This is a genomic window from Marinirhabdus gelatinilytica (assembly GCF_003353425.1).
GTDB lineage: Bacteria > Bacteroidota > Bacteroidia > Flavobacteriales > Flavobacteriaceae > Marinirhabdus > Marinirhabdus gelatinilytica.
Window position 1 is genome coordinate 343,717 of the sequence record NZ_QRAO01000003.1, and the last position, 17,657, is coordinate 361,373.

Here is a 17,657-nt window from a genome sequence, read left to right on the forward strand (position 1 = left end):
ATGAAAAAAATATCATTAATTCCACTTCTATCTATAAGTATTTTATTTTGCAGTTTTCTATTATTCTTTGCCTTCACACAAAAAAAAGAAGAATTCTATATAGCTGAAGCATATAAAAACAATTCTTACCAACAAAAAACAGGAATTAACGACAGTGTATATCATTCATTAGTTAGTGAAGAAGAAAAACAGGGTATTTATTTTCCTTCTCACAAGGTCACAAAAGCCATTCTACATTATAAAAACCCGCCGAAGAATCAAAGAGATTTAAACAAGACTGTAACGAGAGAAGTACTTAAGATATTAAATGATAGTTCAAGTTATCGTTGGGGAGAGCTAGGGACACCTGAAGTGCATTATTTTATAACGTTTTATGATAAAAACGATAAGTGTATTGGTGTCACTACCATTGATGTTGAAGGTATGGCTTATTCCTTTCCAGCAATCGCAAAAATGAAATGGGGTATGCTAAAAAAAATGTCTAATCTATTGAGTATATTAGAAGATAGCATTAACTAATCCAACCATTAACTGAACCATGAAAAAAGACTTCTTAACATATCAAGCGCAAACCACCCCACATCCACTTGCGATGGAGGTTTCGCATGCCAAGGGAAGTTACGTTTACGACGTGGAGGGAAACAAGCATTTAGACTTTGTTGCAGGTGTATCTGCCTGTAGCCTGGGGCATAGCCATCCACGTGTGGTAAAGGCTGTAAAAGAACAAGTAGACAAGTACCAACATGTCATGGTGTATGGCGAATATGTGCAATCTCCTGCAGTACAGCTCACTAAACTTTTGGCACAACAGCTCCCAGACCCATTGGAAACTACCTACTTGGTAAACAGTGGTGCCGAGGCCATTGACGGCTCCTTGAAACTGGCACGACGCGCAACGGGGCGAAAGGAGATACTTTACGCCCACCACGCCTATCACGGCAATACCTTTGGAGCCTTGAGTGTGATGGGGTACGAAGAACGCAAGACCCCATTTGCCCCACTCCTGCCCAATTGTCACCCCATTGAATTCAACAACCTTGCTGTATTAGAGAAAATAACCAAAGACACCGCAGCTGTGATTTTGGAAACTATACAAGGAGGAGCTGGTTTTATTCTTCCCGAAGGAGAGTATCTCAAAAAAGTGAAAGAGCGTTGTGAAAAAGTAGGTGCCTTGCTTATTCTGGACGAAATACAACCTGGATTTGGCCGCACTGGGAAGCTCTTCGGGTTTGAGCATTATGGCGTAGTGCCAGATATTTTGGTCATGGGTAAAGGAATGGGCGGTGGTCTCCCCATTGGTGCTTTTACCGCTTCCAAAGAAACAATGGCATTGTTGAGCGACAACCCAAAATTGGGCCACATTACCACTTTTGGCGGGAACGCCGTGATCGCCTCAGCGGCTTTGGCCACACTCCAGGAAATTACCGAAAGTGGTTTAATGGCGCAAACCCTTCAGAAGGAAAAATTGATCCGAAAGCACCTTCAGCACCCTATGATTTCAGAAATTCGTGGCAAGGGATTGATGCTTGCTGCAATGGTCGAGACTGCCGAAATCGCTTCAGAAGTAATCCTGCGATGCAAAGCACGAAATTTGATCCTTTTTTGGCTGTTGTTCGAGCCCCGCGCCATCCGCATTACGCCCCCCCTCACCATAGGCAATGACGAAATAAAAGAGGGTTGTGACATAATTACCGATGTACTGGGTGAACTCCAGAAAAAATAAATTCAATTTAAACTATTGGTTTTCAGAATATTAAAAACCGAAAGAGCTGTTAATAATCCTGTTAACAAGAAACACGGCACAACTATTGAAAACCTCTATACATTACTATCTTTAAAAAAGTAGTAATCGTTAAATCGTAGCGTATGCCCTCTAATCCTAACGAGTATAACAATTTTCCACTATCCCGTTTCGAATCTATGTTGAAGACGAACGATGTTTATTTTTTCGATTCGGAAGAATTTGAAGAGATCATCCAGTACTATCTAGAGAACGGAAAAGTAGCGCTTGCCAAAAAAGCAACTAAGCTTGGATTGGAGCAACACCCTACATCCACGAACTTAAAATTGTTCCAGATTGAAATGTTCATTTTTGAGAACGATTTGGAAACTGCTGAAGCTTTGCTGGACAATCTTTACGCCCTAGAGCAGAACAATGAAGAGGTGTACATACAAAAGGCAAACATACTGTCGCGCCGGGACGACCACAAGAAGGCCATCCAACTCCTGGAAATGGCCCTTAAAATAACCAACGACGAGTGTGACGTGCTTTCCCTCATAGGAATGGAATACTTGTTCTTGGAGGATTTTGAAAGTGCCAAACACTATTTTATGCGTTGCTTGGAACAAGATGAGCACGATTACTCCGCACTCTACAATATTATCTATTGCTTTGAATTTTTAGACCAATACGAAGCGGCCATAGACTACCTAAATGATTTCTTGAATAAAAACCCATATTGCGAGGTTGCCTGGCACCAAGTAGGTAAAATGTACTATATTCTCAAGGAATACAATAAAGCCCTAGCCGCGTTCGATTTTGCCATTATAAGCGACGATAGCTTTATTGGTGCTTATCTTGAAAAAGGCAAGACTTTGGAACGCCTGAAGAGATATGAGGAAGCAATTGAAAGTTATTCCATCACCCTGGGTCTCGATGATCCTACGTCCTTCGCACTCTTGCGCATTGGGAAATGCTACGAAAAGCTGGGAGACGGCGAGCTGGCTTTACAGTTTTTTACCAAGTGTGTAGAGGAAGACGGTCTTTTGGACAAGGGTTGGATTGCCATTACCGATAATTACATAAAATCCAAGGACTACGAAAAAGCACTCTATTTTATCGAAAAAGCTATTAATATAGATGGTGAAAATGTGCTGTACTGGAAACGATATGCCCGTATAAACCTACGTTTGCAACACTTGGAGGAAGCCGAACATGGATTTAGACGAACTTTGGAACTAGGGAATTACGAACTGGAAACATGGCTCTCCCGAAGTGATTTGCTCATTAAGTTGGGTGAATTCCAAGCCTCTGTGAACAATCTTTTCCAAGCCAGTGAGTTTTATCCAGAAAATGCCGAGATAGAATTTAGATTGGCAGGACTGTTCTATATTTTGAAAGAAACCCGCAAAGCAGAATTCCATTTAAAAAACGGGCTTAAAACCAACCCGGATTTCCTGATGATCCTGGAAGAATTATTCCCTAAAGTAATTGCAAGGAACCAAGTGCGGCAAATTATTACCAAACACAAAAATACCTCGGTATAATTTGTTTACTTTTGGGCAACTAAAACTGCTTTTCCATGCCTTCAAGAACGCTTTCTCAATATTTGGTCATCACGGCTAAAGGCCTCGCTATGGGTGCCGCCGATGTGGTTCCCGGTGTCTCAGGAGGCACCATTGCCTTTATAGCTGGTATCTACGAGGAATTGATAGAGACCATCCACAGGTTGGATATGGGCTTTTTTAAAAGCTGGAGAAAAAGTGGGTTTAAAGCGGCTTGGAAACACTATAACCTATCTTTTTTAATGGCTCTTTTTGCAGGAGTTTTTATAAGTATTCTCTCCCTTGCCAAGGCCATTACTTGGCTCTTGGCTGAGCATCCCATATTGGTATGGTCCTTCTTTTTTGGGCTGGTTGTAGCCAGTATCCTATATGTGGGAAAACAGATTAAAACCTGGAACCCAAAAGTACTTATCGCACTCCTCTTGGCAGCATGCATGGCGTATGCCATCACCCTAGCCAAACCCATTGGCGCGACAGATAGCACGTGGTTTCTGTTTGTTGCTGGCTTTGTAGCGATTATAGCTATGATTTTACCCGGGGTGAGCGGTGCTTTTATCTTACTTTTACTCGGGGCATATACTTCGGTAATTGGCACGCTCTCGCAACTAGGAGACGGTATTACCAAACTGGATAGTGGTATTTTCTTTTCGGCATTTTGGAAATTATTGATTTTTGGAGCTGGCGCCATAGTAGGGCTCAAGGTTTTTTCCAAAGCGCTCAATTATATGTTCAAGAATTTCAAGAATATTACCCTTGCAGTCTTAACAGGTTTTATGATAGGTGCCTTGAACAAAATATGGCCTTGGAAAGAAGTATTACAATACAGGATAAACCACAATGGCGAAGAAGTCCCATTTTTGGAAAGGAGCATTCTCCCCAATAGTTTTGAGGGTAACTCTCAAATAGGTTTGGCCATAGTATTTATGGTTATCGGCTTCTTAACAATTTTCTTAATGGAGCGTTTTGCAGCTTCAAAAAAAGAACGTTAATGCAAGATACCCGTACCTTTAGCGATAAGATATGGTTAGTTCTCAAGGGGCTGTCTATGGGAGCAGCCAATAAGGTGCCTGGTGTTTCAGGTGGCGTTGTGGCATTTGTTGCAGGATTTTACGAGGAGTTTATCTATTCACTACAAAAGGTGAACCGTAAAGCTTTTGCACTCCTCTTCAACGGACGGTTCAGGAGTTTTTTTAGGTATATTAACGGGCGGTTTCTGGGCCTACTCATTTTAGGGATGGTGATAAGCTATTTCAGTGTTTCAAAATTACTGGATTATCTCATTGTCCACTACGAACTTTTTGTGTGGAGCACTTTTTTTGGAATGATCATAGGCTCCATCTACTATATCGCAAAGGATTTTGGAGAGTGGAACCGAAAATATATTGCATACCTCCTCTGCGGCATCATCGCTGGGGTAAGCATAAGTTTTTTAGAACCCGCAAGAGAGAACAGCAACCTCATATTTGTATTTTTCTGCGGCATCATAAGTGTCTCTGGAATGACCCTCCCAGGGCTCTCCGGCTCCTTTATCTTAATTTTGCTGGGCAACTATGTATTGCTTCTTGTAGATTCAGTAAACGCGCTTTTTGATACCTTTTCAGATCTTTTGCAGGGTGACACCAGCTTTATCTATAGTTCAGAACGCATAGAGATGCTCAAGATATTGGCAGTTTTCACACTGGGCTCTCTTACCGGGCTTGTATCGTTGTCGCATCTTCTTGGTTATGTGCTAAAACGATTCAAAAAAGCAACCTATGCCGTTATCATAGGCTTTATTGCGGGATCACTTGGAGTAGTTTGGCCTTGGAAAACCAAGCAGTTCGAATACGACAACTACGGAAACATTAAAGTAGATGCCAATGGCAACGAGATTATTACGGGATACGACAGGTATTGGCCGTCAGATTTTTCGCTCGAAACCTTTTGGGCAATACTCTTTATATTTGTTGGCATAGCGATAGTGCTAAGTCTAGATGTTTACCACAAAAACAAAAAATCCTCAAAAAATGGCTAAATTCGGGCTCTTGGGAAAAGATATAGGATATTCTTTTTCCAAAACCTTCTTCAGCATAAAATTTGAGAAGGAATCGCTACCACATAGCTACGAAAATTTCGATTTGACGTGCATCGAAAATTTTGAAGAATTGCTCAGCGAGAACCCCGATATAAAGGGATTAAACGTTACAATCCCCTACAAAGAGGCCATAATTCCACACCTTTTCAAATTAGACAAGGAATCCAGAAGCATTGGTGCTGTTAACACCATAAAATTTAGGAAGGACGGAAAGCTCATTGGCTATAATACCGATCATTATGGATTTGCAACGGCTCTGGCCGAGTTTCTTCCCATTAAGGAGAAAACAGCATTGATATTGGGCACTGGCGGTGCCTCAAAAGCAATTGAATATGTATTGGACGCTTTGGGTTTCAGCTACTACAATGTATCCAGAAATCCAGAAAAAGGGCAGTTTGGTTACGACGAGCTCACCTCAAAAATTATAAAACAGCACTTCCTCATCGTAAACTGTACCCCCTTGGGAACCTCACCAAATACTCACCAGTTTCCCGATATTCCCTATATTCACTTGACAACGGACCACGTACTCTTCGACTTAATCTATAACCCACGCGAAACCGAATTTATGAAACGTGGCGCATCCAAAGGCGCTAGGGTAAGCAATGGTTTTACCATGCTAAAATACCAAGCCCTTAAATCCTGGGACATCTGGAACAGCAAATAGTATCAAAATAAGTCGATCTGCTTTGTCGTTTCTATTGTTGTTAGTATCTTGAACGCTCCTTTTAACACGAACCCTAACATTGAAAAAAATGTCCGACGAAAAATCACCTGAGAAAGAAAACACCTCCCCACAAAACGACGCCATAGAAAAAGCCCTCGTAGAAGAATCTGGAAAAGAACCAGACACTTCTTCTAATAAATTGGCCACAGATGCAGATGGTGGATTGGTTGAAAACGCTATAGTCGAAACTTCAGAAGAAAATAATACTGAAGAAAAAGATGAAGCTGAAACAATCCAAAAAAAGGAAGAAAAAGTACCTGAATCACCCGAAAAAAAATCAACCAAAACTTTAGATGGAGATAATAAACCTTCTGAAAGTGAAGCAGATGAAGAAAACAGTGTTGAAGTTTCAGAAAATACTGAAACTTCAGGGTCGGATTCCGAAGAAAACTCAAACCAGGATGACAGTGAAGAGGTAGATGAAGAAGAAGTAGCCTCCAGTGACGACGAAGAAAATGAAGATGAGGAGGACGATATAGATTATAGCTCACTCTCCAAAAAAGAACTCATAGCTGCATTTGCAAAATTGCTAAAGGACAAGCACGTCCAGAATATAAAAAATGAAGTTGAGGAAATAAAGACTGAGTTCAATTCTAAATTCAGTGAAGAGCTGGAAGAAAAAAAAGAACAGTTTCTTGCAGAAGGAGGCAACATAATAGACTTCCACTACTCCACCCCGATTAAAAAGGAGTTCAATTCGCTTTACTTCGATTACAAAGAAAAAAGGAACAACTATTATAAGAATCTCAAAAAAGATTTACAGGCAAACCTTGCAAAGCGCGAAGAACTCATTGAAGAATTAAAGGGACTGTTGGGTACCGAAGAAAGCATAAACACCACCTACAAACACTTTAAGGACATACAGGAGCGTTGGCATACTGCCGGACCCATCCCTCGCGACAAGTACAACCTTACTTGGAACACCTATCACCACCATGTAGAGAACTTTTACGACTTTCTACATTTAAATCGTGAGTTTCGAGACCTGGATTTTAAGCACAACCTCGAGCAAAAGTTAAAACTCATTATAAGAGCCGAAGAACTCCAGCAAGTACAAGATGTAAACAAGGCTTTCCGGGAACTGCAAATGCTCCACAAAATGTGGAAAGAAGAAATTGGCCCCGTAGCCAAGGAATACCGCGAAGATGTTTGGGACAAGTTTAGTGAGGCCACTAAGGTAATCCACGATAAGCGTCAGGCCCACCAAAAAGAATTGGACAAAAAATATGAGGCAAACTATGAGGCCAAGAAAGAACTGGTCGCAAAAATCAATGCACAAAAAGAAAAGGCAAAACCCAACCATAACTCATGGCAACACGCCATGAAAAAAGTACAGGAATTGCGAGATGCCTACTTTGAGGCCGGCAAGGTTCCCAGAAACAAGAACAAGGAAATCTGGAATGCCTTTAAGGAAGCGACCCGTAATTTCAACAAAGCCAAGAACAACTTTTATAAGGAACAAAAGAAAGAGCAGTACGCAAATCTTGAAAAAAAGAGAGAGCTTGTTAAGATAGCTGAAGAAAACAAGGACAGCGACGATTTTGAAGCAGTGACACCACTGATGAAGAAAATCCAAGCGGACTGGAAAAAAATTGGACATGTACCCAGAAAGGACAGCGACAAAATCTGGAAAGAGTTTAAAGCTGCCTGCAACTATTATTTTGATAGGATACATGCCAAGAAAAACGAGGCCAGCAAAGAGGAAGAAGAAAACCTAGCCAAAAAGCAAGATTTATTGGAACAGGTTAAGGCTACCGAACTCACAGGAAACCATACCGAAGATCTGACAACGATCAAGGAATCTATAAAAAAGTGGAAAACGTTGGGCCGTGTTCCCTACAAGAAAAAGAATATTGAGCAGGACTTCAATAAGGTACTGGACGGGCTTTTCAAGAAATTAGACCTTGGCAAAAAAGAAGCAGAGCTCATCAAGTACGAAAACAAGCTAAGCTCCCTTGTTTCAATGGACGACGAGCGCAAATTACAGAACGAGCAGTATTATATCTCTAAAAAAATAGATGAGGCGAAGGCTGAAATAAACCAACTGGAGAATAACCTTGGTTTTTTCCAGCACGTTCCGGATGACAACCCCATGGTGGCAGAGGTTCACAAAAACATAGCGCGTCACAAGGAACAACTTGAAATCTGGAAAAATAAGCTGAAGAAAATAAAGGCAGCCCGTAGAAACTCGTAATGTGCAACTGTATCCTTTGTAATAGCAAACAAGTGACCTCCTATTACAATACCCCTCTGCACCACTTTTTACTATGCGGAAATTGCACTACAGTTTTTAGGCATCCCAATAACTATGTTTCTGCGCAGGCAGAAAAAGCAAGGTACCTCACACACAATAATGATGTTGAGAACAAAGGCTACCAGAACTTCGTAAAACCCCTAACCAAAGCGATTTCCCGTGATTTTAACAGCTTTGCCAAGGGATTGGACTTTGGCGCAGGGACAGGCCCCGTTGCCGCTAAGATACTTTCAGAAAAGGGATACGATATTAGCTTGTACGATCCGTTTTTCCATCCCAGTAAGGAAACCCTGCAAACCCAATACGATTTCATTATTTGTTGCGAGGTGATGGAGCATTTCCACAAACCAATTCAAGAATTTAAACTTTTAAGGTCGTTATTAAAACCCAACGGTAAATTGTACTGTATGTCCAGTTTATGGGAGGGTACGCTTACCGAATTTTCAAAATGGTACTATAAAAACGATTGTACCCATACCATTTTTTACAACCCAGCAAACCTGGTGTTGCTAAAAGAGCTCTCAGGTTTTGAAAATGTAGTGATTGAAGGAAAAGCGATTATATTTTCAGTAGATTGAAAATGTTAGAGCTTTTTAGCCTCGTTCCAGTACACGTCCATTTCAGCAAGGGTCATATCCTTGAGCGATTTACCCATTTCTTTGGCTTTCCCCTCTAAGTACTGAAATCGGTTTATAAATTTTTTATTGGTCCGCTCCAGAGCACTTTCGGGGTCAACCTTTAGGAAGCGCGCATAGTTTATCATTGAAAACAGCACATCGCCAAATTCCTGTTCTATTTTTTCGGCATTGTTTTCGGAGACCTCGTGTTGTAGTTCCGCCAGTTCCTCTTGTAGTTTTTCAAAAACCTGTTGGGGTTCTTCCCAATCGAAGCCCACACCGGCCACCTTGTCCTGGATCCGGTTTGCCTTTACCATTGCGGGCAAAGATCTGGGAACACCTTCCAGCACGCTCTTTTTGCCTTCTTTAAGTTTCAGGTTTTCCCAGTTTTGTTTTACTTCTTCTTCATTTGCAACCTTAACGTCGCCATATATGTGTGGGTGGCGTGATATGAGCTTATCGCATATTTCATGGGCAACATCGGCCATGTCAAAACTATCTTTTTCGCTACCTATCTTGGCATAAAAGACAATATGCAGCAAGAGATCGCCCAGTTCCTTTTTTACTTCGTCCAGGTTATTTTCCAAGATAGCATCGCCCAACTCGTAGGTTTCCTCTATAGTGAGATGGCGAAGGGTTTGCATGGTCTGTTTCCGGTCCCACGGGCATTGTTCGCGCAGTTCGTCCATAATGGTTAGAAGACGGTCGTAGGCTGCAAGTTGTTCTTTTCTTGAATTCATAATAGCGTAAAAATAAAAATTCATTTGCTACGGGGTAACAAATGAATTTATAGTTATAAAAAGATTATCCACTTATTGGTGTCCCATAAGGCCAGATTCTTCTATTCCAATTTCAGGACTTACCTGTTCAATATTTGCTCTTCCTACTACTGCTCCAAAATTAATTCCACAACGAAAAAAATACTCTTTACCTCTTTCAATATTTTCATATACCTGGGTAATGTTCTCGGTCCTTGCCCAAAATTTATGAAGTCCAAAATCTTTGATCTTATATGAAAACTTCTCTCCGTCCCGCACTCTACCAATCACCGTTTCGTCGTCCATCCTTATTTTAAAACCAATCAATCCACCTTTGGGATTATGTGGCCTGTAAAAGTGTACTACCGCATAATCTGTATTTTCTGGCAACCTTGATGTATATCTATTTTGTTGTTTTTCAATGTAACCATTTACCAATTGAATGTTGGTGTTACGGTACAAGTTAGCCCCTATCCTATAACAGGTACTTGCAAAACTGGGCTTTTTTATTTTTTGAATGGATACAATATTGGCACCAGCTTTTCTAGCTTCTGTTTCCAAGATTTCAAGTACTTCGGTATAGGTACATTTTGTGGTAAACCCTGTATCACCCACATACGTTTCGCCCACAAATACCGATCCCTCGGGGACAGCTACGCTAACCCTAAGTGTTATTACTGGAGTGTGTGTTGAAAGTTGCTTGAACTCCTGTTTTTCTATGGAACTCTTTATTCTAGGCGAACACGATATTGCAAAAACGAATACCGCTAAAAGCAATATTATTGAACGCATGCCTACTCCTCCTCAGATGAAGCGCCTTCGGTTTCTTCAGAAAAATCTGTGATACCGTTTTTTTGCAACAAGTTGTACCACTGTACCACTTTCTTTATGTCGCTTGGGTACACGCGGTCCTCGTCGTAATCTGGCAACACTCCAAAGAAAAATTCTTCAAGCTCTACCTTGGGTACTTTATGGTGTATGGTAGGCCCTCCATTTTCCTTTTCAGAAATCTTTTTAAAAACTTCGCGCAGCGGGAGTTCCTCGGTAAGAGTATAGATGGCAATCTCGCTTAAAAGGCTCACGTTATCCCTGGCACCAACGCTTATTTTCCTACCGTCAATAAGGGATTCTGCCAAAAATCCATTACGGGTTTGGGCTCTTAGTTTGTACAGTCCTGGTTTGCCTGAAATAGAAAGGATTTTCTCTAAACTCATAAATAGTGTGTTGCTTTTTTTAAGTAAGGGTGCAAATATACTTGTTCGAGATGTATTTCAATAATGAAGAATTCAGAATTTTAGCGTATTTAACGTTTCTTTTTCGCAAGGGGGAACTTCATACGGTACGCCACATCTATATTTCCTTTTGAAATTTTTGTGAGCTTACTCTTCAACAAACGTTTTTTTAACACTGAAAGTTTATCTGTAAACAAAATTCCCTCAATATGGTCGTACTCGTGCTGAATGATACGGGCCACCATCCCATCAAAGGTTTCGGTTTTTTTATCGAAATTTTCGTCTTGGTACTCAATGGTGATCTGTGGCTTGCGGAACACGTCCTCATTAATATTGGGGATGCTTAAACACCCTTCGTTAAACACCCACTCGTCCCCTTCTTCCTCGATGATCTTGGCATTGATGAACACTTTCTTGAATTCTGAACAGAGTTTTCGTTCCTCTTCACTAAGGTCTTCGTCATCCTCAAAAGGTGTGGCATCTACAATGAACAACCGTATGGGCAGTCCAATTTGTGGTGCCGCAAGTCCAATTCCTCTTGCGCCGTACATGGTATCGAACATATTTTCAATCAGGGCATCCAGTTTGGGATAGTCTTCACTAATGGCGGTTGCTTTTTTACGTAAAACGGGATCTCCGTAGGCTACAATGGGTAGTATCATTTAAAATATTTAATGTTAAAAGTAAAATGAATAATGCAAAAGCTAACCCCTATTGGAGTTTTTTCTGCTGTAATTCTTGATGCAATCAAAATTGCCGTTAATTATTTCGCTTCTTTATAAACCGCTTCGTATCCTTTTGGTTGGAGTAGATTTTCATCTGCTAAAAATTCTATCCAAAACAGCGACTCGTCACACTCTCCTATGGCAATACTCAGTTTTGCAATAAAACATTTCTTTGTTTGACCAACTGAAGCTGCCCGATAGTATGCTACCGTTGATGTCGAAGATCGTAACAATTGTTTTCTAATATGATTTCCAATACATTCTCTGGCAATTGCAACAAAACTTATACGCAATCGTGAGCGAATTTCTTTGAACGGCTTTTTAAATCCCTTTTCATACAACAAAGATCATTGAAATATACGAAATATCAATTCTTCAACTTCCGTCAACAATCCTTAAACATTCAACCTTAGTCATTATAAAGGTATTGTTGAAGGATAATAGTAGCACTTATCTCGTCCAGTAATGCTTTGTTTCTTCGTTGTTTCTTTTTTAGGCCGCTATCTATCATAGTCTGGAACGCCATTTTACTGGTGTAGCGCTCGTCCACTCTTGTAAAGGGCATATCTGGAAACTCTTTTGAGAATATTTCTAAGAACTTCTTTATTTCGGTTTCCACATCACTGGGGGTACCGTCCTTTTGAAGCGGTTGCCCAATCAAAACCCGCTCCACGGTCTCTTGGCCAATGTATTTTTTTAAAAAGTCCATCAACTTTGGAGTTTCCACCGTGGTGAGTCCGGAGGCGATTAGCTGCAGTTCGTCTGTTACAGCTATTCCCGTGCGTTTTGTTCCAAAATCTATTGCTAGTATGCGTGCCATGGTTGGCTGCAAAAATAGGAGTTTTATTTAAGGATTGGAAAGGTAAGCTGGTCTTAAAATTTCAGCTAGCAACGCAATTTGTAGGTTACTTGTAGAATTTGGCATCCTTGCGCAGCTGTGCCATTTTAATGGCCGCTATGGCAGCCTCTGTACCTTTATTGCCGTACTTTCCTCCACTACGGTCCAAAGACTGTTGCAATGTATTATCAGTGAGCACACAGAATATCACCGGGATATCACCTTGCACATTCAAATCTTTGATTCCCTGTGAAACGGCCTCGCAAACATAATCGAAATGTTTGGTCTCGCCCTGTATCACACAGCCAATAGCAATGACAACATCCAGCATCTCGAAACTTTCGGTCATTTTTTTACAACCGTATAATAGCTCGAAGCTGCCGGGCACGTTCCAGCGGACGATATTTTCCTTTATCCCACCACAGTCCAAAATAGCATCGAAAGCCCCTTGGAACATTCCTTGGGTGACCTGTTCGTTCCATTCTGAAACAACAATCCCAAACCGAAAGTCCTTCGCGTTTGGGATTGTTGCTTTATCGTAAGCCGATAAGTTATTGTTTTTTGTGGCCATATTTGTTAGGCACTTTGGTTTATTGCATTGCCCCTACCTTACCTTTATAGGCAACGGCCTTTTTGGCCTCGGTAGATTTTGGGTATTGCTTTTCCAGTGCATCAAAATGTTTATGAGCTACATCGGGCTTTCCTAAGTTCAATGCTATAATACCTGCTTTAAGTAAGAAGCGTGGTGTTGTAACATCGTTCGAGCGCATAGTAGCAGCTTCTTCGTAATATCCCAGCGCCTCTTCTTTTTGGTCCAACTGTGCAAAGGCGTCTCCAATAGCACCTTTGGCAAGCGGAGCCAACATTTCGTCGTCGCTATTGAAATTATCTAAATGGTTTATTGCTTCTTGGTAGTTATTTGTGTTCAAGTACGCCATACCTGCATAATACTCAGCCAGATTACCAGCTTTTGTACTTCCGTAGTTATCTATAATATCCAGAAAACCATACTTCCCTCTACCACCATTTAGTGAAAGATCGTACAACGAATCGCTAACAGTCTCGTTACCCAATGCCTGCTCAAAGAACTGCTGTGCTTGGAACATCTCGTCCATAGCTTCAGCTTCCTTGGGGCCCTGTACCCATTGTTGGTACCCTAGGTAACCCAATACCGCTACTGCAATTATACCTACTACTATAAGGATCCCTTTTTGGTTTTTCTCTACCCAAGCCTCGGTTTTACTGGCACCCTCGTCCAAGGTGTTGAACACCTCAGCGGTTGTACTTTCCCCTTCAAAGAGTTCGTCTTTCTCTTCTTCGTTCTTTGGTTTGGGTTGTTTATACCCTCTCTTTTTATATGTAGCCATAATTTTGGTTTACTGACGGGCAAAAATAAAATTTTTATTAGAATTTAAAAGAGAAAAAAGTCCTTATTTTTCAATAATTTGCAAGCTTAATCACAATAGGGCAAATCCTTCAGTAAAAAATAGCAACTATCTGGTTTTTATGGTTTTAAATTCGGTTTCATTAATCAATTATAAGAATTTTGAATCGCAGCGCTTTCAGTTCGACCCAAAAATAAACTGCTTTGTGGGGAAAAACGGCGTGGGAAAGACCAATGTCCTGGATGCCATTTACCATCTCTCCTTCGGAAAAAGCTATTTTAATCCCATTACCAGTCAAAACATTAAACACGGAACCGATTTTTTCGTGATTGAAGGTAATTACGAAAAAAACGAACGGGAGGAAAAGATACTGGTAAGCGCCAAGAACGGGCAGAAAAAACATATAAAAAGGAACGGGAAGGTGTATGACAAATTCAGTGAACACATAGGTTTTTTACCGCTCGTGATTATTTCTCCAGCGGATCGAGACTTGATTATTGAAGGCAGTGACACACGCCGAAAGTTTATGGATGGGGTAATATCACAAGGTGACCCTAGCTATTTACATACCCTTATAAATTACAACAAGGTACTGGCACAGCGTAATGCCCTTTTAAAATATTTTGCTGCGAACAATACCTTTAACGCTCCACAACTGGACGTTTATAATCAGCAATTGCATAAATTGGGGATGCCTATTTTTGAAAAAAGAACCCAATTTATCGAAGCCTTTGCACCCATATTCCTAGAGCGCTACAAATCTATAAGCAACGGTACCGAAACGGTTGGTCTCAACTACAAGAGCCAGCTCAAGGAAACCCCTTTACATAGGTTATTGGAGGAGAACATTAGTACCGACAAACTGAAACAGTATACAGGCTTTGGAATACACAAGGACGACCTTAAATTTCACCTCAACGAGCATCCCGTGAAGAAATTTGGATCGCAGGGACAACAAAAATCGTATCTTATTGCCTTAAAGTTGGCGCAGTTCGACTTTATCAAGAAACAGAGCAATGTAACCCCTATCCTATTGCTGGACGATATTTTTGACAAGTTGGACGAACAGCGGGTAGCACAACTTATTACGCTGGTGGACAATGACCATTTTGGGCAACTATTTATAAGTGACACACACGCCGAAAGAACCGAAAAGATAGTCAAGGAAGTGAGCCAAACGTATAGAATGTTCCCCATTGGGTAGCTGTAAGACCATATAGAATAACTAGTAATGAAGCCCGCAATAAAAAAATACATAGTACTACTCTGCCTAGGAATGCTGCTCTCCTGTGGAAATCAGGATCCGAGTGGGCAAATACAATATTTGGATGGCTACTGGAGCATTGAAAAGGTAAAACTGAAGGATGGTACCGAAAAAAACTTTAGCATTAACAGCACGATAGATTTTATTGAAGTGAACGGTGAGAGCGGTATCAGGAAAAAAGTGCAACCCAGATTGGACGGTACTTTCCGCACGAGCAACGTTGCCGAAAGGTTTGACATTAAAATTGAAAACGATAGCTTACACCTTTACTACATAACCCCCTACGATTCGTGGAAAGAAACCGTTATAAAAGCAAAGGACAGTAGCCTTGTAGTATTGAACCGGGACGGAAAGCTTTATTTTTACGAGAAGTTCAAAAAATTCAATTTTGAATAAAACACCCAAAATCTCAAAAACACTAGATTAGAATGGCCAAAAGAAACGCAGAAGAATCCAAGATAGGCGATGTGCTCAAAGAGTTTATAGCTGTAAACAGGCTGGAAAAAGGCTTGGACAAGGTTTCGATCAAGGAAGCGTGGCACAACGTTATGGGTGACGCGATTTCTAAATATACAACTGCTTTGTCCTTGGACCGAGAAACACTTTTCGTGAGCCTGAGCTCTTCGGTGCTGCGGGAGGAACTTAGTTATGGCAAGGAAAAAATCATAACGCTGCTCAATGAGGAAGTTGGGAAAGAGTTGGTGAAGAAGTTGGTGTTGAAGTAATTCACGGGTTACATGTTAAAAACTTGACAGAACACCCCCTAGCCTCCCTCAAGGGGGAAATACCAAGATTTCAGCTTCGATTTCGATTTCGATTTCAAAAGAAAAACCCTCCTGAAACTTAGTTCCAGAAGGGTTTTAAAGAAAAATTTCAGTGTTTCCTAAAACATCTCACGTCCAGAGAAGTGGAAAGCACCTTCAATAGCTGCGTTCTCATCACTATCGCTACCGTGCACGGCATTCTCACCAATGGAAGCTGCATATAACTTACGGATGGTTCCTTCGGCTGCATCGGCTGGGTTGGTAGCGCCTATCAACGTACGGAAATCCTCCACGGCGTTGTTTTTCTCCAAGATGGCAGCCACGATAGGGCCACGCGTCATATACTCCACCAATTCCCCAAAGAACGGACGCTCCTTGTGGATAGCGTAAAATTCCTCGGCATCGGCCTTGGTCATTTGTGTCAATTTCATCGCTACGATACGGAAACCGCTAGCAGTAATTTTTTCTAAAATAGCCCCAATGTTTCCTTTTTCAACACTATCTGGCTTTAACATTGTAAACGTTCTATCTGTTCTCATAGTTTTTTCAAATTTGGTGCAAAAGTAGTTATTTAATTCTCAACCGCAACCGCTTAACAATTGTTTAATACTGCTGAGTAAATTCTTCATACAAAAAATTATCCTCTCCCCTAATTTGAAATGTCACGGTTTCTTCTTCAAAATTGAAATGTAAAACACCAAAATTAAGTTGCTTTACCACATTGCTCACCCTGTAGGGGTTCTTCTCTGTCCCACTGGTTATCCAAGTATGGGTAAGGCCACTCGTAGTAAAATCTACCAAAGGATACTCCAAACCTGCATTATCATTCACAGAAATTTCTGCAAGATGTCTATCACCACTTACTATAACTATGTTTTTGGCTTTTGCACTCCTAATAAGTTCATAAAATTTAGTGACTTCTGATGGAAAATTTCCCCATTTTTCCCAACCGTGTTGATCGCTTAAAAATTGGATACTTGTGTTAATTACCGTAAACTCTGTCGTATCATCTTTTAATTCATTTTCTAGCCACTTCCATTGTTCGTCGCCCAAAATAGTCCCAGAGTGGTTTTTTGGCCAAGCACTATAGCGCACAGCAGGGTCTTCTCCTTTCTTTAAAGCTGTCCTAAAGTAACGAGTATCGAGCAATATCAACTTTACGCTTCCTCCATTTCCCTCTAAAATTCTACTATGGTAAACGCCTTTTCTCGAACGCACTTTGGCTGTATCGGGATATTCTAGAAAATCTAGTAAGAGGGTCTTTGCATCATTTTTTTTCTCCCACTCATTACCTGCATCGTTCTTGCCATAATCATGATCGTCCCAAGTCCCGATGATTTCAACATTTTCTGCCAGTTTTTTATAAGATGGATTGTTGGCAACCTTATTATAATCATTTTTCATTTTTTCGAGATCGGCCGTATCCGCATATACATTGTCTCCACCCCATACAAATGCCTTGGGTTCGTTTTGTATTATAGATTGCCAAAGGGGCTGTGGGCGATCTTGATCGTTACAGCTTGCAAAAGCAATAGTTAATGGTTTTTCTATTTCTGAAATAGTTGTAACTTCTTTATCTTCAGGACTTTTTTTCTTTTCATTACAGCTAAATAAAAAAAGTACGGCACAACACACCAAAAAGGAGATAGGATTTTTCATAATAACGGTTGTTTAGTTTATCAAAGATACAATTGCACTATTACTCTAAGGTTAATAAATTGTATCTTCGCACTT

The 17,657-nt window shown here is 40.7% G+C and carries 21 protein-coding genes; 11 read left to right on the top strand and 10 right to left on the bottom strand.

The genetic code is table 11. The features are described 5' to 3' along the window. From C8D94_RS10625 to C8D94_RS10660, 8 genes are all read left to right on the top strand, one after another. Window positions 1-519: a hypothetical protein gene (locus tag C8D94_RS10625; protein WP_115123918.1), complete on the top strand. Its 519-nt coding sequence runs from the start codon at window positions 1-3 to the stop codon at window positions 517-519. A 19-nt stretch (window positions 520-538) separates the two neighbouring features. After that, window positions 539-1,723, top strand: a complete 1,185-nt coding sequence (locus tag C8D94_RS10630; RefSeq protein WP_115123919.1) for an aspartate aminotransferase family protein — start codon at window positions 539-541, stop codon at window positions 1,721-1,723. Between the two features lie 143 nt (window positions 1,724-1,866). Then, window positions 1,867-3,267, top strand: a complete 1,401-nt coding sequence (locus C8D94_RS10635) for a tetratricopeptide repeat protein (RefSeq protein ID WP_115123920.1) — start codon at window positions 1,867-1,869, stop codon at window positions 3,265-3,267. Between the two features lie 35 nt (window positions 3,268-3,302). Continuing rightward, window positions 3,303-4,274 carry a DUF368 domain-containing protein gene (locus tag C8D94_RS10640; RefSeq protein ID WP_115123921.1) on the top strand — a complete coding sequence of 324 codons (972 nt, stop codon included), beginning with the start codon at window positions 3,303-3,305 and terminating at the stop codon, window positions 4,272-4,274. Further along, the gene (locus tag C8D94_RS10645; protein ID WP_115123922.1) at window positions 4,274-5,299 is read left to right on the top strand and encodes a DUF368 domain-containing protein; all 1,026 of its coding nucleotides are present in this window, start codon (window positions 4,274-4,276) and stop codon (window positions 5,297-5,299) included. Before C8D94_RS10640 ends, C8D94_RS10645 begins: the two co-directional genes overlap by 1 nt. Continuing rightward, complete coding sequence (locus C8D94_RS10650; protein WP_115124048.1) at window positions 5,292-6,026, top strand: shikimate dehydrogenase family protein; 735 nt, start codon at window positions 5,292-5,294, stop codon at window positions 6,024-6,026. Before C8D94_RS10645 ends, C8D94_RS10650 begins: the two co-directional genes overlap by 8 nt. An 88-nt stretch (window positions 6,027-6,114) precedes the next feature. Next, window positions 6,115-8,280 carry a DUF349 domain-containing protein gene (locus C8D94_RS10655; protein WP_115123923.1) on the top strand — a complete coding sequence of 722 codons (2,166 nt, stop codon included), beginning with the start codon at window positions 6,115-6,117 and terminating at the stop codon, window positions 8,278-8,280. Then, a complete protein-coding gene (locus C8D94_RS10660) occupies window positions 8,280-8,918 on the top strand; it encodes a class I SAM-dependent methyltransferase (protein WP_115123924.1) in 639 nt (212 codons plus the stop codon). Before C8D94_RS10655 ends, C8D94_RS10660 begins: the two co-directional genes overlap by 1 nt. Before the next feature lie 5 nt (window positions 8,919-8,923). Here C8D94_RS10660 and mazG read toward each other — a convergent pair whose 3' ends face one another. From mazG to C8D94_RS10700, 8 genes are all read right to left on the bottom strand, one after another. Beyond that, window positions 8,924-9,697, bottom strand: a complete 774-nt coding sequence (mazG, locus tag C8D94_RS10665) for a nucleoside triphosphate pyrophosphohydrolase (protein WP_115124049.1) — start codon at window positions 9,695-9,697, stop codon at window positions 8,924-8,926. A gap of 72 nt (window positions 9,698-9,769) precedes the next feature. Further along, on the bottom strand, window positions 9,770-10,507 hold the full coding sequence (locus tag C8D94_RS10670; protein ID WP_115123925.1) for a hypothetical protein: 738 nt from the start codon (window positions 10,505-10,507) through the stop codon (window positions 9,770-9,772). 2 nt (window positions 10,508-10,509) lie between these two features. Next, window positions 10,510-10,929, bottom strand: coding sequence for a DUF5606 family protein (locus C8D94_RS10675; RefSeq protein ID WP_115123926.1), 420 nt, complete (start codon window positions 10,927-10,929; stop codon window positions 10,510-10,512). An 89-nt stretch (window positions 10,930-11,018) separates the two neighbouring features. Then, the gene (gene def / locus C8D94_RS10680; RefSeq protein ID WP_115123927.1) at window positions 11,019-11,609 is read right to left on the bottom strand and encodes a peptide deformylase; all 591 of its coding nucleotides are present in this window, start codon (window positions 11,607-11,609) and stop codon (window positions 11,019-11,021) included. A 101-nt stretch (window positions 11,610-11,710) separates the two neighbouring features. Continuing rightward, on the bottom strand, window positions 11,711-12,016 hold the full coding sequence (locus tag C8D94_RS10685) for a four helix bundle protein (RefSeq protein ID WP_115123928.1): 306 nt from the start codon (window positions 12,014-12,016) through the stop codon (window positions 11,711-11,713). Window positions 12,017-12,081: 65 nt separating this feature from the next. Then, window positions 12,082-12,492 carry a Holliday junction resolvase RuvX gene (gene ruvX / locus C8D94_RS10690; RefSeq protein WP_115123929.1) on the bottom strand — a complete coding sequence of 137 codons (411 nt, stop codon included), beginning with the start codon at window positions 12,490-12,492 and terminating at the stop codon, window positions 12,082-12,084. A gap of 85 nt (window positions 12,493-12,577) precedes the next feature. Continuing rightward, the gene (gene ribH / locus C8D94_RS10695; protein WP_115123930.1) at window positions 12,578-13,081 is read right to left on the bottom strand and encodes a 6,7-dimethyl-8-ribityllumazine synthase; all 504 of its coding nucleotides are present in this window, start codon (window positions 13,079-13,081) and stop codon (window positions 12,578-12,580) included. Window positions 13,082-13,100: 19 nt separating this feature from the next. Next, a complete protein-coding gene (locus C8D94_RS10700) occupies window positions 13,101-13,877 on the bottom strand; it encodes a tetratricopeptide repeat protein (protein ID WP_115123931.1) in 777 nt (258 codons plus the stop codon). Between the two features lie 139 nt (window positions 13,878-14,016). Between C8D94_RS10700 and recF the strand changes: the two genes are divergently transcribed. From recF to C8D94_RS10715, 3 genes are read left to right on the top strand one after another with little or no spacing between them, the layout of a single operon-like run. Then, on the top strand, window positions 14,017-15,099 hold the full coding sequence (gene recF, locus C8D94_RS10705; RefSeq protein ID WP_115123932.1) for a DNA replication/repair protein RecF: 1,083 nt from the start codon (window positions 14,017-14,019) through the stop codon (window positions 15,097-15,099). A gap of 27 nt (window positions 15,100-15,126) precedes the next feature. Continuing rightward, window positions 15,127-15,555: a lipocalin family protein gene (locus C8D94_RS10710; RefSeq protein WP_115123933.1), complete on the top strand. Its 429-nt coding sequence runs from the start codon at window positions 15,127-15,129 to the stop codon at window positions 15,553-15,555. A 32-nt stretch (window positions 15,556-15,587) separates the two neighbouring features. After that, on the top strand, window positions 15,588-15,884 hold the full coding sequence (locus C8D94_RS10715) for a DUF721 domain-containing protein (RefSeq protein WP_115123934.1): 297 nt from the start codon (window positions 15,588-15,590) through the stop codon (window positions 15,882-15,884). Between the two features lie 158 nt (window positions 15,885-16,042). On the opposite strand, the gene C8D94_RS10720 is transcribed toward C8D94_RS10715, so the two are convergent. After that, window positions 16,043-16,462 carry a nucleoside-diphosphate kinase gene (locus C8D94_RS10720; RefSeq protein ID WP_115123935.1) on the bottom strand — a complete coding sequence of 140 codons (420 nt, stop codon included), beginning with the start codon at window positions 16,460-16,462 and terminating at the stop codon, window positions 16,043-16,045. 64 nt (window positions 16,463-16,526) lie between these two features. Further along, entirely contained in the window at window positions 16,527-17,582 is a 1,056-nt protein-coding gene (locus tag C8D94_RS10725) for an alkaline phosphatase D family protein (protein WP_115123936.1), read from the bottom strand. Between the last annotated feature and the right edge of the window lie 75 nt (window positions 17,583-17,657).

Bases quoted from the DNA above. Each gene is read 5' to 3' on its own strand.
- C8D94_RS10645 (WP_115123922.1), top strand. From the start codon at position 4,274: ATGCAAGATACCCGTACCTTTAGCGATAAGATATGGTTAGTTCTCAAG.
- mazG (WP_115124049.1), bottom strand. From the start codon at position 9,697: ATGAATTCAAGAAAAGAACAACTTGCAGCCTACGACCGTCTTCTAACC.
- ruvX (WP_115123929.1), bottom strand. From the start codon at position 12,492: ATGGCACGCATACTAGCAATAGATTTTGGAACAAAACGCACGGGAATA.
- recF (WP_115123932.1), top strand. From the start codon at position 14,017: ATGGTTTTAAATTCGGTTTCATTAATCAATTATAAGAATTTTGAATCG.
- C8D94_RS10725 (WP_115123936.1), bottom strand. From the start codon at position 17,582: ATGAAAAATCCTATCTCCTTTTTGGTGTGTTGTGCCGTACTTTTTTTA.
- C8D94_RS10715 (WP_115123934.1), top strand. From the start codon at position 15,588: ATGGCCAAAAGAAACGCAGAAGAATCCAAGATAGGCGATGTGCTCAAA.
- C8D94_RS10625 (WP_115123918.1), top strand. From the start codon at position 1: ATGAAAAAAATATCATTAATTCCACTTCTATCTATAAGTATTTTATTT.
- C8D94_RS10670 (WP_115123925.1), bottom strand. From the start codon at position 10,507: ATGCGTTCAATAATATTGCTTTTAGCGGTATTCGTTTTTGCAATATCG.
- C8D94_RS10675 (WP_115123926.1), bottom strand. From the start codon at position 10,929: ATGAGTTTAGAGAAAATCCTTTCTATTTCAGGCAAACCAGGACTGTAC.
- C8D94_RS10650 (WP_115124048.1), top strand. From the start codon at position 5,292: ATGGCTAAATTCGGGCTCTTGGGAAAAGATATAGGATATTCTTTTTCC.
- C8D94_RS10630 (WP_115123919.1), top strand. From the start codon at position 539: ATGAAAAAAGACTTCTTAACATATCAAGCGCAAACCACCCCACATCCA.
- def (WP_115123927.1), bottom strand. From the start codon at position 11,609: ATGATACTACCCATTGTAGCCTACGGAGATCCCGTTTTACGTAAAAAA.
- C8D94_RS10660 (WP_115123924.1), top strand. From the start codon at position 8,280: ATGTGCAACTGTATCCTTTGTAATAGCAAACAAGTGACCTCCTATTAC.
- C8D94_RS10640 (WP_115123921.1), top strand. From the start codon at position 3,303: ATGCCTTCAAGAACGCTTTCTCAATATTTGGTCATCACGGCTAAAGGC.
- ribH (WP_115123930.1), bottom strand. From the start codon at position 13,081: ATGGCCACAAAAAACAATAACTTATCGGCTTACGATAAAGCAACAATC.
- C8D94_RS10710 (WP_115123933.1), top strand. From the start codon at position 15,127: ATGAAGCCCGCAATAAAAAAATACATAGTACTACTCTGCCTAGGAATG.
- C8D94_RS10655 (WP_115123923.1), top strand. From the start codon at position 6,115: ATGTCCGACGAAAAATCACCTGAGAAAGAAAACACCTCCCCACAAAAC.
- C8D94_RS10635 (WP_115123920.1), top strand. From the start codon at position 1,867: ATGCCCTCTAATCCTAACGAGTATAACAATTTTCCACTATCCCGTTTC.
- C8D94_RS10700 (WP_115123931.1), bottom strand. From the start codon at position 13,877: ATGGCTACATATAAAAAGAGAGGGTATAAACAACCCAAACCAAAGAAC.
- C8D94_RS10720 (WP_115123935.1), bottom strand. From the start codon at position 16,462: ATGAGAACAGATAGAACGTTTACAATGTTAAAGCCAGATAGTGTTGAA.